A 16,104-nucleotide genomic window follows, 5' to 3' on the forward strand; every position below is an offset into this window, starting at 1 on the left:
ATATTAAAAGCAATAGTTGGGAGGTTGATCCAAGATATGAAAGAAGAAAACTGGCAAGAAAATATGGAAATCCCATTCCATACCCCAGAAGACACAGACAAAGAGTGGTATAAATACGAATGTCCTAAATGTGGGGAGGAAGATGAAGTTCCAGGCTATGTGATAGATGAGTTTGCAATGGGAAAAGATTTGAAAGAGGGTGAGATGCCAGGAGTGGCATGTCCTGAATGTGGTGCGGAAATGAAGTTTAAATATACATTTGAAAGATAAAACCCTACTAAAGAAATATTAATTAACTTCTATAGTAGGGTGGCCGTCAGGCCATTTTGTTCATGTTTAAAAAAGGAGGTTTTAACTATGACATATACTACTGGTCTGACAGTTTTTAATACTGCTCCAGGTGAAAAAGAAGAAATGTACTTTAATGTCTGTGACAGTAAATGTGAAGTAAAAAGAAATACTTTAGGCTATAAAGATTTTGGCTCAACCATGGCTAAAAAGAAGACAAGATTTGATCAGTTTCTCTGTCCTCATGCAGAAGAAGAGTGGCATCAAAAGCTTGAAAAATTAGTTAAGCAGAAAAGAGAAAATCACAGCACAAAAATTGATCAAATGCTGCAGGAAGAGATTGAAGAAATTAAGGCTGAGCATCTAGGATAACTTTCAGCCGGGTCTACCTCTCTAATATTAAAAAATAATATTAGGAGATGATTAAATGTTATTAGAACTACAGAAAGACATTGCTGAATTGGAGAAGGAATATAAAGAACTGAAGTTATTTGAAGTAGAATTAAAATTGATAGAAGTTGAAATGAAAGTAGTTAAATTATTAAATGGTAAGAAATTTTTAGTTAAAGCTCCTGTTGAAGAATTAAAAAATGATATAAAAAGAATTAAGAATGAACTCTATAATTTAAAAGCTGAAGAACTTGATAGTTCAATAAAAGAAATCAAAGATAAAATTGATTATATTATTGATGGACAGATGACATCTGAAATTGGTGGAGCAGGTATTTATTTTAGAAATATGAGAGAGGCAGCCAAAAAGAAAAGAGAAAAAAGAAAAGCTAAATAAAATATTATATTTGCTACAATTTACAAATAATGGTATAATATTTATATTATCATTGAACTTAAGCTTTAAGTTATGGTAAAATATATTTAGAAGGGAAAATTGCCGTGCCTGAAAAATCAAATACACCTCATGATGATTTCTTTAAGAAGACCTTTGGCAGATTAGATATCACAAGGAATTTTCTGCAGAGTTATCTTCCGCAAAACTTGAGAGAATTTGTTGATTTCAGTGAACTTGATCCCAGACCGGTTTCTTATGCTGGAAAGAGCAGTTATTATTCTGATTTACTGTTTAAATCAAATCTAGATGATAAAAAATATGGAGTTTATTTTCTTTTTGAGCACAAAAGTTATAATGACAGATGGTCGGTAATGCAGATATTTAATTATTTAGCTAAAATCTGGATGCGCGAAAAACGAAGTAAAGGAGTTAAAAATTTATCTTTTATAATTCCAATTTTATTTTACCATGGAGGTAATGGAAGACTTGTAATAAAAAATTTTGCTGATTATTTTGATCAGAATATAATAGAGAAATATGATTTAAATAGGTATCTTCCTGATTTTGAAGCAGTATTTTATGATTTTTCCAATGATTCTAATTTAAAATTATTAGGAGATAGAAAAGTAAGATTAACATTAAAATTTTTTATGATTGCAAAGATAAAAGATATTAAAATTGTTTATGAAGAAATAATCTCTTATGTAATTAGCGAAAACAGTGTTGATAAGGATATTTTTTATTTGGGAGTAAATTATATTGCTGATAGTAGAGAGGAATTTGATTATTATCTATTGGGAGAAAAATTAAAATTGAATGGTATGAAAAAGGAGGGCGATATTGTGGTATCAGCAGCTGATAAATTAAGACTGGAAGGTTTAAGAATTGGGGAAGAAAAAGGTGAACGAGAATTATTTAAGAAATTAATTCGTGGTAACTTTCCCCAAACAAATGAAGAAATAATACATTTAATAGATAAAGTTGATATTAAAAAAATAGAAGAATTGAGTGAAAGAATTTCCAGGATTAAAAATATAAAGGAGTTAGAATATTATTTAAAACAATAGAAAATTGAATTTATTCATACTGACCCTTCTCATTTGAGGAGGTTTTTTTTGCATTTATACACTAGTTCGCGACATAAGACTGTCAGAGCAATATGTTAGATTAAATAAAAAGCTCAAATGCAGGAAATCACCAACATTTAACGAATGATTATAATTAGGAAATAAAAGTTATTGATAGAAAATATTTATGACAAAATATGACTTAAATCGACAGAATATTTAGAATGAGGTGGTTTAGAATGCAGAGTAATTTCTCTTTTTTAAAAGAAAAGTGGTCAAGTTTAGCAGAAATAGCTGAGCTGGCAGAAGAAAACTTATATCAGGATCCAAACACTACAATTGTTAAATTGAGGATGTTTACTGAGCAGATTGTAGATTACATATATGCTTATGATAATTTAGAGGAGCCTGAAGAAAATAGTTTTTTTAATAAATTAGGATTGCTGGAAAGAGAAGAATTAATTCAGGGTGAAATAAAAGGTGTATTTCATACTTTAAGAATTGAAGGAAATAAAGGTGTGCATGAGTCCTTGGATTCAACTCAAACTGCTAAAACTCTGCTTTCTTTAGGCCATAAACTTGCTGTCTGGTTTATGCAGCTTTATGGAGACTGGAATTTTGAAGCAGCTGAATTTAAACTCCCTAAGAAAAATGATGAAAAAAGAATAGACTTAGCAGCACTTGAAATGAAATATGACAGTCTGATTGAAGAACTTCAGCAGGAAATAGATAATTTGAAAAAAATTCAGGTCAGTCAGGAATTAGCAAGCAGAAAAGAAAAAAGTAAAAAAATTAGCAGTAATTTAGTTTTTAATACTGATGAAGATAACATCATTAAAATTAATAAAGATAACAGTATAGAAATTAGTTCAGAATATAAATTTATAACCACTGATACTATTGAAGATCAGGACGAAGCTTATAAAAATTCTTGGGATGCTGTTAGAAGAGCTTTTAGCGGCAGACAGTGTCTTGCCTACTGGCGTTATCCACTCTTTTCAAAGCGGGGAGAAAAACATAAAGAACCAGATATCACAATTATTGATAAAGATTTGGGAGTTATAATCTTAGAAGTTATAGATATAACTATAGATGAATTAGCCAATGCTCAGTCTGATCGTTGGGATTTCAAAAACGGCAGCAGTCAGGAAGTAATTGATACAGTTGAAGATAATTTATATGAACTAAAAGGTTTGTATCAGGGAAATAGAAATTTAAGAAGAATCAAAGAAAGTTCAGCAGTTATTCTACCAGAGATAAATAAGGAGCAGTGGCAGGATCGAAACTTTGATGATCAAAGAATAATTTTCAAAAACCAGCTGACCCCGAAGAAATTTTTAAACAGACTTGGAGAAATTGATACTTTAGCTGGGAATGATACATTAAGTAGTGATGCCTGGAATGATATATTAATGATTTTAACAGGTCAGATTACTTTTGCTGAAAAGAAAGATTTTAAAAATAATATTGAAAAAGATAAAGCATCTAATTTAATTGATAAATTGTTCGGAGTATTTAAGAAAAATAAATCAAAGAATAAGGAAATGAAAACTAGAGGACAAATTAAAGATATTATAAAATCTGATTTATTTGAAGTAGACATGCAGCAGGAAGTTATTGGGAAAACTATTCCACCTGGTCCACAGAGAATTAGAGGAATTGCCGGTTCAGGGAAAACTGTTCTTTTAGCTCAAAAAGCTGCCCACATGCATTTAAAGCATCCGGACTGGAAAATAGCTTTAGTCTTTTTTACCCGCAGTCTGTATGACAGTGTAATTGAAGAGGTTAATAAATGGCTGAAAAGATTTAGTAATGGCAAAGTAGAGTATGATCCAGATAATAATGATCATTTACAGGTACTACATGCCTGGGGTGCAAAAGATCAACCTGGGTTTTATCGAGTGTTATGTAAGGCGCATGATATCAAACCATTGAGTGCTCGGAGAAAAAAGCTTGTAGATGGAGCACCAAATGAAAAATTAGTTCATGCCTGTAAATTTCTTTTAGAAGATGTTGATCAGATACAAGAAGTTTATGATGCAGTCTTAATAGATGAAGCCCAGGATTTAGTAGTTGATAATGAAGAAATAAAATATGAAGGTAAGCAGCCATTTTACTGGCTTGCCTATCAGAGTTTAAAGACAATAGATGAAGATAAGGATAAACGCTTGATCTGGGCCTATGATGAAGCTCAGAGCCTTAATTCTTTAAACATACCGACTGCACCACAACTATTTGGAGATGAAGCTCATTTTAAACGATTAGTTAGTGGTTTCCATCCTGGAGGTATCAGAAAAAGTGAGATAATGAATAAATGTTACAGAACACCTGGCCCAATTTTAACTGCCGCGCATGCAATTGGGATGGGGCTTTTAAGAGAGGATGGGATGCTCAGAGGCTATACAACTCAGGAAGATTGGGAAAATATAGGTTATGAAGTAAAGCAAGGTAGTTTTAATCCGGTAGGGCAGAAGGTTGTCTTACATAGAGCAGATGAAATGACTCCCAACCGAGTGCCTGAATTGTGGCCGAACGATATTATAAAGTTTAACAGCTATAATACTCGTAAAGAAGAATTAAATAATTTAGTAGAAAAAATTAAATATAATATAGAGGTTGATGGTCTATTACCAAGCAGAGATATATTAGTAATTGCACTTGGTAATAATAAAGAAGCATTCAAACTAAAAGTTGAGGCTGCCAGAAAATTAAAAGAGGAAGGCATTGATATCTTTATACCTAAAGCTTTAAAGAATAATATTCTTTATCCAAACTATCCTAATGTAGATCCTAATAAATTCTGGAATGATGGGGGAGTAACCTTTACCACAACTTATAGAGCTAAAGGTAATGAGGCCTATATGGTTTATGTAATAGGGTTAGATAAAATTGCAGAAGATGAACGCAACTTTGCTTTGAGAAATCAATTGTTTGTGGCTTTAAGCAGAACTAAAGGTTGGTTAGAAGTAAGTGGAGTTGGCAATTTTTCATTTTATGAAGAATTTAAAAATGTAATTAAAAGTGGAAATACTTTTGAATTTGTTTTTCAAAGACCTCTTTTTGAAAAGAAGGTTAAAGCAGCCAAAAAGAAAGAAAAAAATTCTGAAAAAGAAAAAGTTCAAAAAGAAGAGATTAAAGAAAATAATCCTCAATTAATGATAGTCGAAGAAGAATTAGATAATGAATTTGAAGATTATGAAGATGAATTTGATATTTCTGATATTGTAGAATATTTCGATGGTCGAACAGGAAAAGTGCAAGATATTGAAAATGATATATTAATTGTATTTAATGAATCAGGTAAAATCGAAAAATGGAAGATGAAAGATGTTGAATTGATTAGGCCTGGTTGATATTTATATTAATATGACGTATTTTGACATTATTCTGGTAGTAATTACAATTTCAGTTATGATTGCTGCTTTCATCATAACTCTAAAAATCCAGAAATCAAAATAATACTTTTATTGAACAAAGAAGCTTATATAATATATTAGATAAATAACCGACATCTAAAGTGATGTTTCAAACTCATGTAGAAAGGACTAATAAATATGCTAATTCAGGCAACAGCTAAATTAAGAAATGAGTTAAATTTTAAAAAAAGAAAGACCGGATTTGTTTTCCTGGCATGCTAATTTTCTTAGAATTAATCGGAGAAAAACAGTAGTTTTAGTTAATGATGCCTGTGACTATTCTGTAATCTTATATGGCATGAAAAAAGATGATTTTAATAATTTTAACGAGCGGGTCAAAGAAGGAATAAGAAAAACTTTTGAACAGGAAGGAATTAAAGCAAGTTTAATAGAAAAATATTTATCTCAATTTGAAGATTTCTATTTCACAAAAGCAAAAGATAGAAGTTATATAGCTAGAATGAATAATTCCTGTAAAATGACTAAAAGATTTGCAGATCGATTTAGTGAAAATGAAGTTAAACTTAAAGATGTTCTACCAGCCAGAATTAAATATATTTACGATTATGGTGATAACTGGCATCATTATATTGAAACTGAAGAGATTATAGATGATTATAAGTCAAATAAGCCGACACTTTTGGATGGTGAAGGAACTGCACCACCTGAAGATGTAGGAGGAGTTGGTGGTTTTAGTGAATTTATGCAAATAATCAACAATCCAGATGATGAAGATTATGAATCTATGCTGGAGTGGGCTAAAATCCAGAGATTTAAAGAATATGATTCAGAAAAGATAAAATCTGAGCTTGAAAGTTATTTTTAATATATATCGATTTAGGAAGTTTAATTTTTATGAAAGGCAAATGCAATATTTGTGGGAAAGAATATACTCAATCAGGAATGTCCAGACATTTAAAATCCTGTTTAGAAAAGCATTATGATAAAATAATTGCAGAAGACAAATCTCAAAAAAGCTTATATTATCATATTTATGTCAAAGGTACACACAGGTCAGATTACTGGCTGCAGCTGCAGGTCAAAGAAGATGCTAAATCAAGTGATCTTGACAAGTTTTTACGTGATATCTGGCTGGAATGCTGCAATCATCTGAGTGAATTTGAAATTAATGAGCAGCGATTTACTTCCAGTGGAATTAATATGAGTAAAAAAATCAAAGATGTTTTAAGTGAAAAAATTAAATTTCATATACCTATGATTTTGGTTCTTATACTAAATTAGATATGAATGTAGTTAATGTATTTAAAGCAGAGGAAAGAAAAGATAAGATTAGTGTTTTGGCAAGGAATAATCAGCCTGAAATCAAGTGCAGTCACTGTGATAACCCTGCTGAATATATCTGTCCGGATTGTATTTACAATGGTCTTGGTTGGTACTGCAGTGATTGTCTTGATAAACATGAAGAAAATAATTGTATGTGGGATTCCAAGAATCTTTTACCAGTTGTTAACTCACCCCGAGTTGGAGTTTGTGCATATACTGGCAATAAAAAAAGGAGGAGGTTAATAAATGGATAACTTAAAGAAAATATTAGATGATTTCTTAACAGATCAGAAGGAGAGGTTAAGCAAGCGTACTTATAATGATTATAGTAATGTAATATCTCTTTTTGAAGATTATTTAAATAGCTATGCTTATATGCATCTACCGGCGAAAGAACAGGATAATTTTGAAGAGAAAGCGATTTATGGAGAGGAGAGCTATTGTGAGATGTATTCAATTGATCAGCTGAGTAGTATGCAGATAGATGACTTTATGGCTGATTTTATGATCAGAAAAGTAATGGCTGAAAAATATTTAATGAAAAAGACAGCTACAGTAATGCGCCGCTTCAGTAAATGGTTGAAAAATAATGATTATATTACTGAGGAAAAATTTGATATCATTTATTCTACAATCAACGAAAAAAAAGATAGTCTGCCTAAAGCAGCTGAATTGTCTGATTTAATTTATGATGAATCAATAAAAAATGAATTTAATAAATATAGTTCTTATGAGGAAGGTAATTATGCTGTCATCAAAATAAAGCCGGGTAAATTATGGGTTAAAGATTATATGGAGGCTGGAGAAGAGATAGGTCCAGTTATAGTTCCTAAAAAAATAACTGATCTTGCGGAAAGAGATTTTTTTGTCTTTCTTGAGTTAGGGAAGAAGAATGGGAAGTATTATATAGTTAATAGCGGCAATGTTTATCCTTATTAGAATTGTTGTTGTGAAATGTTTATTGCTCCTGAAAGATTAGAAAGATATAATTAATTTGATTATTTCTCAAGGCTTTTAAAAAGGAGTTAAAAATGTATGATTTCAGCAAAAAAACTAAAAAAGAAATTAGACGGTTGGCAGCTCTCGCTCATGAGAGGGAACTAGAAAAAGCTTTAGTTGATCTGAATTTAAAATTTAAGCAGTGGGAAAAAGAAGAGCTGGATCCTTTTGAATTGGACAGTGAAATACACAATTTTCATAATAAGATATCTAGAGAAATCTTCAAAAAATATAACAGCTATGATATGGAGGATCATTTTGTAGCCATAGCTATAGTCAATGGAATAATAGATAAAAGTGAGATCAACACAGAAGCCTACCAGGAACTTGAATCATTAATTGAGAAAATAGAAGACAGTGATTACTTTTAATTGGAGGAATATCAATGGTTGCACCTAAAAGAAAAAGATATAATAAAAAACAGAGACTGGCTGCTGCAGAAAAGTGGATTCCTACCTATGACGGTAAAAATCTAGTCAAAGGTTACAGCAATTGGTTTGGGGTCGATAAAATCTGTGCAATAAATGAACTTGAATTACTGGGTCATGAGATAGATTCAGAATATAAAGAGCAGATTTACAAACTTAAAAAAAGACAGGAAGAAGCTGCAAAAAAGGAAAATTTCGATGACCCAGGTGATTTAAAAACAAGAGAATTTGATGACTGGCAGAATGCTGATTATTATTTCATAGCCGGTTGTTCCATACGGAATAACCTGGGAAGAATATGAGAGGGAATACAGGGAAGAGGAAGAAGAAAATAATAGCAGCAGAAATTTTGATAAAGATGATTTTGATGTACCTTTTTAATTGTTATTATCAAGAATAATTGAAAATAATACAGATATTGAATTGTGACAAAAAAATAATATTCATTGAAAGTATTTAAAATAATATCAAATAATTTGGATAAACAATATAAAAGAATAAAAAATATTCTTGGTCAATTATATAAACCATTTCAAGAATCACTAGAAATATACGGCAATTATTAAAAAAAGAACTTTATTTTCCATGTTATGTTAAGGGTCTAGAAGATTTCAACTGGGAAGAATTTTATGTTTGGGGTTGAGGACCTAAAGAAGATTCTGAAAGACTTAAAAAGAGTCACCCTTCATACAGGGAGCAATTTGAACTAATTGATTTAGATAGTGATTTAAAGTCAAAGTGGATAATAGATAAAGCTGATATTGTAGCAAAAGTTAGGAGAATTGATGATAATAATATTTTTTATTTATCTCTGTCAGAATTAGAAACAGAAAATAAGAATTCTTTAAATTATCAATTGCTGCATGATTATTCAGTCTGGTTTGTAAATAGACAAGATAGATAGTTAGGAGTTGATTATAATGGCTTTAAATGAATTATTGAAAAAAAGAGTTGAAAAAAATTTGGACAAATTTTGCGATGAGCGTATTCCAGAAAGAGTTAAAGATCAGATTAAGCTGGATTATAAGATTAGAGGTAATAGTGTGACACTAATTGAAAAGCGTCCCCATTATAAAAATACAGATGAATGGGTTGAAATGAAGATTGCTCAGTTTAGATTTAATCAGGATAATAATAAATGGTCTTTATACTGGTGGAGGCATACAGGTAGATGGTATGAATATGATAATATTGAAGCTACTACTGATTTTCAAAAACTGGTTAATGAAGTAGATGAAGATCCAACCGCTATCTTTTGGGGTTAATTCTTAAATAATCGATAGAGATTCAGGTGATAAAATGGCAGTAAAAAAGATAGATCTAATCACAATTAAAAACGACAACCTCTCTCTAAACATCAAGGGTAAGCCCCTGCATTCTGATCACGAAAAGGAATTTCCAGAAGCAAATAAAGCTCAGGCTGCAGTCAGTTTTAGCTCAGTTTTAGACCAAAACTTTGACTTTAAATACCATGAACCAGAGAAAAACAAGCTCAAACTGAGCCAGTTTAACTCCATAAAAAATTACCCTCTCTTTTTTGAATATCAAAACTATGATTTTTATATAGAATCAGAAATGCCAATTGACATCTACCATCCTAACCGAGAAATCAGGGATCTCTATCACATCCAAATGACAATCCAAATGTATTATACGGCAGCATTAACTTTGGCAGTGATATAGGTTATTCTGAATTTGAAATCAGAAGTAAGTCTCAGGTTATTTTCACTCTCAAATTAGAGGTCTTTTCCAGTAAAATTGACTATCAAAAAGACTATCAGCAGTTAATAGAGGAAGTAAATAAAGAAGTATATAATTTAGCCTATGATTTTTTAAGAAAGACCTATCAGAATATGAACACTGCAGAAAAACAGAACATCTCTAAATCTGAATTCTTTGTAATTATTGAAAATATATTTGCTGATTTATTTAAAGCTTTAAAATGAGTAGAAGAATCACCCCACCATCAGATTATTAAAAAAAGAAATGTCCGACCAGCCTCCAATGTAAAAAGAGTGGGGAGACAGAGCCTTAGTGGCTAAATAAAAACAGCCGCCATATGACAAAGAACTTAAGCTGCTGGAAAAGATGCTGGCAGTAGAAAAGAAATTGAGCTATGATAACTTTGAAAATAAGTTTATCAAGTGGAGCTTTTCAGAATTAATTAAAAGGCTCAAACATTTTAAGATTAATTATCTAAAAGTGAAAAGAGAAAATGTGGATCAGGATCTGATTAAAAAGATTGATAAAATGATTAGAAAGTTAAAATTAAAGCCCAAACATTCATTTTTAGCTGAAGTGGGCGAACTGCAGAAAATCAATTCAATTTCTCTGGTGCTGCAGATGGCCCCCGGCTATAAAGAATTATATAAATATTACTTGATGCTTTTAAAGGGACTTTCTCTAAACGGAGATATCTTTAGACTTTCAATTAAAGAGCTCTGGCAGCTTTATGAATACTGGACTTTTTTAAAGTTAAACAGCCTGCTGCAGGATAAATATAAGATGCTAAAAAATAATATTATTAAATTAGATTACAGCGGCATTAATGTAACTTTATCTAAAGGAGGCTTGGCAGAGGTTGAATATCAAAATCCAATTACGGGGGAGAAATTCACTTTAAGTTACAACACTGCAGCTGGAGATGGAATTACCACCAATCAGAAACCAGATAATATTTTATCTTTAAGCAAAGAAGATTCTGAGCATCAGTACAAATTTATCTTTGATGCTAAATATCAGCTCAATCAGGCAGAAGATGGGACTCCTTATGCTAGAAGCCACAAAGGGATTCCTGGTCCGGAAGAGGAGGATGACATCAACACTATGCACCGCTACCGGGATGCAGTGGCAGCAGCTTGGTAAAAAAATTAAATCTGAGGGTTATGGAGTCAATGGCAGCCATATTTATTCCAATCTGATGCTTTTAAAAAAGGCTGATACCCTGCCTGAACTAAGTATTCGTTCCTTAAAAGAATGGAGAATCTGGCTCGAATTAAAGCGGCTCAAGAAAAATATAAGGTTTAAGCTAAATAACAACAATTTAGATCAGATCGATAAAATTGAGGGCATTAAGATAGGAGAAGTTGAGCTCAACCTAAAAAAGAATGAACTTTTACTGGAATTAAAAAATGATCAGTTTAACTTTTCTTATTCAAAGTTTTTACAAAACCCAAGAGCTATCTTAAATAAAATAATTACCTCGGGAGAAATTAAAAAATAACATTTAGAGAATTAAGCTTTCAAATTATTCTTATTAGAATTATTCCAGGGTTAAAATATTAAATAAGGAGAATACAATGATTAAACTAGAAATTTGCTGTGCTTCAGCTGCAGACGCAGTTAATGCTTTTAAAGGTGGTGCAGATCGGATAGAATTAAATTCGGCTATTGCCTATGGAGGTTTAACCCCGAGCCTTGCTGATTTAGAGTTGGTAAAAGCTAAAACTAATATTCCGGTGATGGTGATGATTCGGCCAAGAAGTGGCGGCTTTTCATATTCTAAGATGGAATTTGAAGTTATGAAAAAAGAGGCCGAACTGGCAGTTGAATCTGGAGCAGATGGTCTTGTTTTTGGAATACTTAAAGAAAATAGAGAACTTGATCTAAGAAGAAATAGAATTTTAAAAGAAATTGCAGGAGATAAAGAAACTGTTTTTCACCGAGCTTTTGATATAGTTCCTGATCCCTTTGCTGCCCTGGATAAAATTAAGGAAATTGGAATGGATAGAGTTCTAACCAGTGCCCTGGCTAATAAAGTTGCTGATAATCTGCAGCTGGCAAAAGAAATTATAGCATATGCTGGTGAAGAGCTGGAAATAGTATTGGGTGGAGGGATTAGAGAACATAATTTAAAAGAAATCATTGAGCAGACAAACTGCAGAGAGGTACATTTATCAGCTTTCAATAAAAAGGTAGATAAGTCAATGCTCAAGCAGAAGCTTAAATTTAATAGCGACTGTATTTCAGAGTTTGAATATAAGCTGACTGATATTCAGAAAGTAAAGAGCGTTAAAGAAATCTTAAGTCATTATTAGTCTGAACTTATTTTCTTTAATTAAATTAAAGAAAACGCTTTCAATTTTTACCGGCTTTAGTCATAAAACTGTTTACTTCCTAAATCGTTTTATGTTACAATAATATTGTTGTTTATAAAATTTTAAGGACCTAATTACAGGGGACAATTACTAAATAAAGAAGTAAGGAGAATTCAAATGGAAAAAGTTAAACTTGATCTAGAAAAATATGCAGCAATTTCTCGACAGGCAGCTGCAGAAGGCTGTGTGCTTTTAAGAAATGAAAAGCAGGCACTTCCAATTAAAAAAGGAGAAAAAGTTTCTGTTTTTGGTAGAATTCAATTTGATTATTATAAGAGTGGTACCGGTTCTGGGGGACTTGTTAATACAGAATATGTAGTGGGTATTTTAGATGCCCTAAAATTAAGCGATGAGCTTGTTCTTAATCAGGAGCTGATCGATACATATGAAGAATGGTTAGAAGATAATCCTTTTGACCATGGTGAGGGCTGGGCTCAGGAACCCTGGACCCAGAAAGAGATGCCGGTAAGTGCTGAACTGGCTCAAAAGTCAGCCGCTGACTCAGATCTGGCAGTTGTTATTCTCGGCCGCACTGCAGGAGAAGATAAAGATAATTCAGCAACTAAAGGGAGTTATCTGCTCACAGATACTGAAGAAGAGATGCTGGCCAGTGTATCTGAAGCCTTTGATCGGGTAGCTGTAGTCTTAAATGTGGGTAATATTATCGATATGAAATGGGTTGATAAATATCAGCCCGAAGCTGTACTCTATGCCTGGCATGGAGGTATGGAAGGTGGAAATGGAACTGTAGATGTGCTGACAGGTAAAGTAAATCCTTCCGGTAAACTCAGTGATACAATTGCAGTTGACATTTCAGATTATCCTTCTATGGATGATTTTGGAAATAAGGATACTTTAATTTATAAAGAAGATATTTATGTGGGTTACAGATATTTTGAAACTGCAGCCAAAGACAGGGTTATCTATCCCTTTGGCTATGGACTCTCCTATACAGAATTTGAAATCGATATTCTTTCCTTTGAGGAAGGAGAAGATTCACTGACTGTAGAGCTTGAAGTCAAAAACACCGGTGATCTGGCCGGTAAAGAAGTAGTACAGGTCTATGCAGCTAAGCCTTTAGGCAAACTAGGTAAAGCAGCCCGGACTTTAGAAGCCTTTGCTAAAACCAATTTGCTGGAACCGGGTCAGAGCCAGAAATTGAGTTTGAGCTTTAGAAAAGAACAGTTAGCTTCCTATGATGACAGCGGTATTACAGGTCACAAATCTTCATATGTAATGGAAGCTGGTGAATATAAGATATATGCTGGCAGTGATGTCAGAAAGGCCGAACTTGCCGGAAGTTTTGAAATTGATAGTCTTGAGGTCATAAAAGAACTTAAAGAAGCATGTGCACCGGTAGAGTCCTTTAGACGCTTAAAAGTTGATTCAGATGGCAGAATGACGGAAGAGGAAGTACCAGAAAGAACTATAGATTTAGATCAGCGGATAGCTGCCAAACGACCGGAAGCAATTCCTTCTACAGGTGATCAGGGTATAAAGTTAAAAGATGTTTATCAGGAAAAAGCATCCTTAGAAGATTTTATTGCTCAGCTGAGTGATCAAGATCTGGCCTGTCTGATGCGGGGTGAAGGAATGAATTCTCCGAGAGTAACTCCCGGTACAGCCGGAGCTTTTGGTGGTGTAAGTGAGAATCTGACTGATTTTGGAATTCCTGCTGCCTGCTGTGCTGATGGACCTTCCGGAATTAGAATGGACTGCGGCACAACCGCCTTCAGTCTGCCAAATGGGACCTCTTTAGCCTGTACATTTAATTTAGATTTAGTAGCTAAATTATTTGACCTGATGGGACAGGAGCTTTTGGCAAATCAGATTGAAACTATCTTAGGACCGGGAATGAATATCCACCGGACACCTTTAAATGGACGTAATTTTGAGTATTTTTCCGAAGACCCGCTGCTGACCGGTAAAATGGCGGCTGTGCAGCTCAGGGCAATGAATAAATATAAGGTTACTGGAACAATCAAGCACTATGTGGCCAATAACCAGGAAGCTCACAGACATGATGTGAATTCTGTGGTCTCTGAAAGAGCCTTAAGAGAAATTTATCTGAAGGGCTTTGAGATAGCCGTTAAAGAAGGAGAAGCAGCTTCTATTATGTCTACTTATGGTGGTCTAAATGGAATCTGGACAGCCGGAAACTATGATCTCCTGACTACAATCCTGCGGGAAGAGTGGGGCTTTGACGGAATTGTAATGACCGATTGGTGGGCCAGAATCAATGAAGAGGGTGAAAAAGCCAGAAAAGGAAATACTATTCCGATGGTACGAGCACAGAATGATCTTTACATGGTCTGTGAGAATCCTGAGGAAAACAGCTGTGAGGATAATACTTTAAAAGGATTGGCCGAAGGAAAGATCACCAGAGGTGAGCTGCAGCGTAATGCAGCCAATATTCTTAAATTTATAATGGATTCAGCTGTGATGGAAAGAGACCTTAGTGGAACCGGGGAAGAATCTGATGCAGCAGAAAGTGCTGAAGAACCAGTAAATGTGATGGAATATTATGACCTGACTGAATTAGATGCTATTGATCTCTCAGAAGTAGATACTTCCAAAGGAGAGTCAGTTGTCTTTGGCATAATTAGAGGTGAGAGAGGAATTTATAAACTTAAACTTGAACTGAAAGCCAGTGGAGGAGAAGTTGCTCAGGTTCCTGTTTCCTTATTTGTTAATAATAAGCTAGATTCAACGATTACTATCAATGGTACTGGCGAGTGGCAGACAGTAGAAAAAGAAATAAGTCTCTGGAGTAAAAATAATTACATCAAATTATATTTTGCTCAGAGTGGAATGGAACTCGGCAGAATGACTTTTGAATTTGAAAAAGAAATTGAATCAAATTAAATAAGCTCTTAATTATAAATGAACAGCACCTGTCAATTATGGCAGGTGCTTTCATAATTTTACTTATTTTTTTATTAAAAACATTCGTTTGCGACATACTGCTGTCGGATTTCTATGTTATCCTTTAATTGTAAAGGAGTTATTGAGATATTTAAAACACTGGATATTTATGAAGCTACCTTACGGAAACTAAATCTTGAAAATTTCTAGTATTATATAGATTCTAATTAGTTTTAAATATTAGCCACTAATAATTGCCTATCCTGAATCTAAAAAGGAAAAATATAAAAAGAAAATTGATATAATAGACAATACTGAGCTGGATCGTTCTTTTAGAAATGATGATTCAAAAAAGCAAAGGCACCTGATAAAAATCAAGTGCCTTGATAATTAATTTTACAAATCAGCGTGTATATTTAGCTTTTAAAACAGCCTTCTGCAGTACATGACCTTCCATTGTCTTGAGCAGAGTTTCTTTGTCCGCTCCAGTCTTTAACTCAAGCTGATCATCAAGAGCATAGACATAGAATCTGTAAGTGTGGACTCCACTGGGTGGTGCCGGTCCCCTATAGCCTAATTCATTAAAATCATTTTTACCCTGTGTGGCTCCATTTAATTCTTTAACTTTTTCTTTCCTTTCAATATTTTTTGAAATCTCACTGATATCTGCCGGAATATTCCAAATCAGCCAGTGGGTAAAATTACCGTTTGGGGCATCAGGATCATCAACAATAACAGCCAGAGTTTTTGCATCTGAAGGCACATTTTCAATTATCAGCGGAGGAGAAATATCTCTGCCGTCTGCTGTGTATTCTTCAGGAATAAAGCCACCGTCTTCAAAGGCAGATTTAATAAGCAGTTCCTTTTCCATAA

General features: G+C 33.2%; 18 protein-coding genes and 1 pseudogene. 18 read left to right on the forward strand and 1 reads right to left on the reverse strand.

Annotated features, from left to right (window positions below; genetic code table 11):
- From BW929_RS13230 to BW929_RS13310, 18 genes and pseudogenes are all read left to right on the forward strand, one after another.
- Positions 1-270 (forward strand): annotated as a pseudogene (locus BW929_RS13230) (hypothetical protein); the annotation flags it as partial.
- An 87-nt stretch (positions 271-357) separates the two neighbouring features.
- The gene (locus tag BW929_RS13235; RefSeq protein ID WP_076545967.1) at positions 358-660 is read left to right on the forward strand and encodes a hypothetical protein; all 303 of its coding nucleotides are present in this window, start codon (positions 358-360) and stop codon (positions 658-660) included.
- Positions 661-715: 55 nt separating this feature from the next.
- On the forward strand, positions 716-1,075 hold the full coding sequence (locus BW929_RS13240; RefSeq protein ID WP_076545968.1) for a hypothetical protein: 360 nt from the start codon (positions 716-718) through the stop codon (positions 1,073-1,075).
- 104 nt (positions 1,076-1,179) lie between these two features.
- On the forward strand, positions 1,180-2,142 hold the full coding sequence (locus BW929_RS13245; RefSeq protein WP_076545969.1) for an Rpn family recombination-promoting nuclease/putative transposase: 963 nt from the start codon (positions 1,180-1,182) through the stop codon (positions 2,140-2,142).
- Between the two features lie 239 nt (positions 2,143-2,381).
- Positions 2,382-5,495: a DEAD/DEAH box helicase gene (locus BW929_RS13250; protein WP_076545970.1), complete on the forward strand. Its 3,114-nt coding sequence runs from the start codon at positions 2,382-2,384 to the stop codon at positions 5,493-5,495.
- Between the two features lie 265 nt (positions 5,496-5,760).
- Complete coding sequence (locus tag BW929_RS13255; RefSeq protein WP_076545971.1) at positions 5,761-6,384, forward strand: plasmid pRiA4b ORF-3 family protein; 624 nt, start codon at positions 5,761-5,763, stop codon at positions 6,382-6,384.
- A 29-nt stretch (positions 6,385-6,413) separates the two neighbouring features.
- Positions 6,414-6,800 (forward strand): hypothetical protein, encoded by a 387-nt coding sequence (locus BW929_RS15090; RefSeq protein WP_084566220.1) that lies wholly within the window; start codon positions 6,414-6,416, stop codon positions 6,798-6,800.
- Between the two features lie 2 nt (positions 6,801-6,802).
- On the forward strand, positions 6,803-7,096 hold the full coding sequence (locus tag BW929_RS15095; protein WP_084566221.1) for a hypothetical protein: 294 nt from the start codon (positions 6,803-6,805) through the stop codon (positions 7,094-7,096).
- A complete protein-coding gene (locus BW929_RS13265; RefSeq protein ID WP_076545972.1) occupies positions 7,089-7,781 on the forward strand; it encodes a hypothetical protein in 693 nt (230 codons plus the stop codon). The genes BW929_RS15095 and BW929_RS13265 overlap by 8 nt, the downstream gene beginning before the upstream one ends.
- Positions 7,782-7,873: 92 nt before the next feature.
- Positions 7,874-8,212 carry a hypothetical protein gene (locus tag BW929_RS13270; protein ID WP_076545973.1) on the forward strand — a complete coding sequence of 113 codons (339 nt, stop codon included), beginning with the start codon at positions 7,874-7,876 and terminating at the stop codon, positions 8,210-8,212.
- A gap of 14 nt (positions 8,213-8,226) precedes the next feature.
- Complete coding sequence (locus BW929_RS13275; protein WP_076545974.1) at positions 8,227-8,571, forward strand: hypothetical protein; 345 nt, start codon at positions 8,227-8,229, stop codon at positions 8,569-8,571.
- A 618-nt stretch (positions 8,572-9,189) separates the two neighbouring features.
- Complete coding sequence (locus BW929_RS13280; RefSeq protein ID WP_076545975.1) at positions 9,190-9,534, forward strand: DUF3024 domain-containing protein; 345 nt, start codon at positions 9,190-9,192, stop codon at positions 9,532-9,534.
- A 34-nt stretch (positions 9,535-9,568) separates the two neighbouring features.
- A complete protein-coding gene (locus BW929_RS13285; protein WP_076545976.1) occupies positions 9,569-9,952 on the forward strand; it encodes a hypothetical protein in 384 nt (127 codons plus the stop codon).
- A 17-nt stretch (positions 9,953-9,969) separates the two neighbouring features.
- Entirely contained in the window at positions 9,970-10,215 is a 246-nt protein-coding gene (locus BW929_RS15665) for a DUF2357 domain-containing protein (RefSeq protein WP_369862628.1), read from the forward strand.
- Positions 10,216-10,357: 142 nt separating this feature from the next.
- On the forward strand, positions 10,358-11,134 hold the full coding sequence (locus tag BW929_RS13295; protein ID WP_076545977.1) for a DUF2357 domain-containing protein: 777 nt from the start codon (positions 10,358-10,360) through the stop codon (positions 11,132-11,134).
- Complete coding sequence (locus BW929_RS13300; protein ID WP_143414051.1) at positions 11,082-11,492, forward strand: hypothetical protein; 411 nt, start codon at positions 11,082-11,084, stop codon at positions 11,490-11,492. The genes BW929_RS13295 and BW929_RS13300 overlap by 53 nt, the downstream gene beginning before the upstream one ends.
- A 76-nt stretch (positions 11,493-11,568) precedes the next feature.
- Positions 11,569-12,306, forward strand: coding sequence for a copper homeostasis protein CutC (locus BW929_RS13305; RefSeq protein ID WP_076545979.1), 738 nt, complete (start codon positions 11,569-11,571; stop codon positions 12,304-12,306).
- A gap of 177 nt (positions 12,307-12,483) precedes the next feature.
- On the forward strand, positions 12,484-15,231 hold the full coding sequence (locus BW929_RS13310; protein ID WP_076545980.1) for a glycoside hydrolase family 3 protein: 2,748 nt from the start codon (positions 12,484-12,486) through the stop codon (positions 15,229-15,231).
- A 403-nt stretch (positions 15,232-15,634) separates the two neighbouring features.
- On the opposite strand, the gene BW929_RS13315 is transcribed toward BW929_RS13310, so the two are convergent.
- A complete protein-coding gene (locus tag BW929_RS13315) occupies positions 15,635-16,102 on the reverse strand; it encodes a YbhB/YbcL family Raf kinase inhibitor-like protein (RefSeq protein WP_076545981.1) in 468 nt (155 codons plus the stop codon).
- Positions 16,103-16,104: the final 2 nt, after the last annotated feature.

Source organism: Halanaerobium kushneri (assembly GCF_900156285.1).
GTDB classification, from domain to species: Bacteria; Bacillota; Halanaerobiia; order Halanaerobiales; family Halanaerobiaceae; genus Halanaerobium; species Halanaerobium kushneri.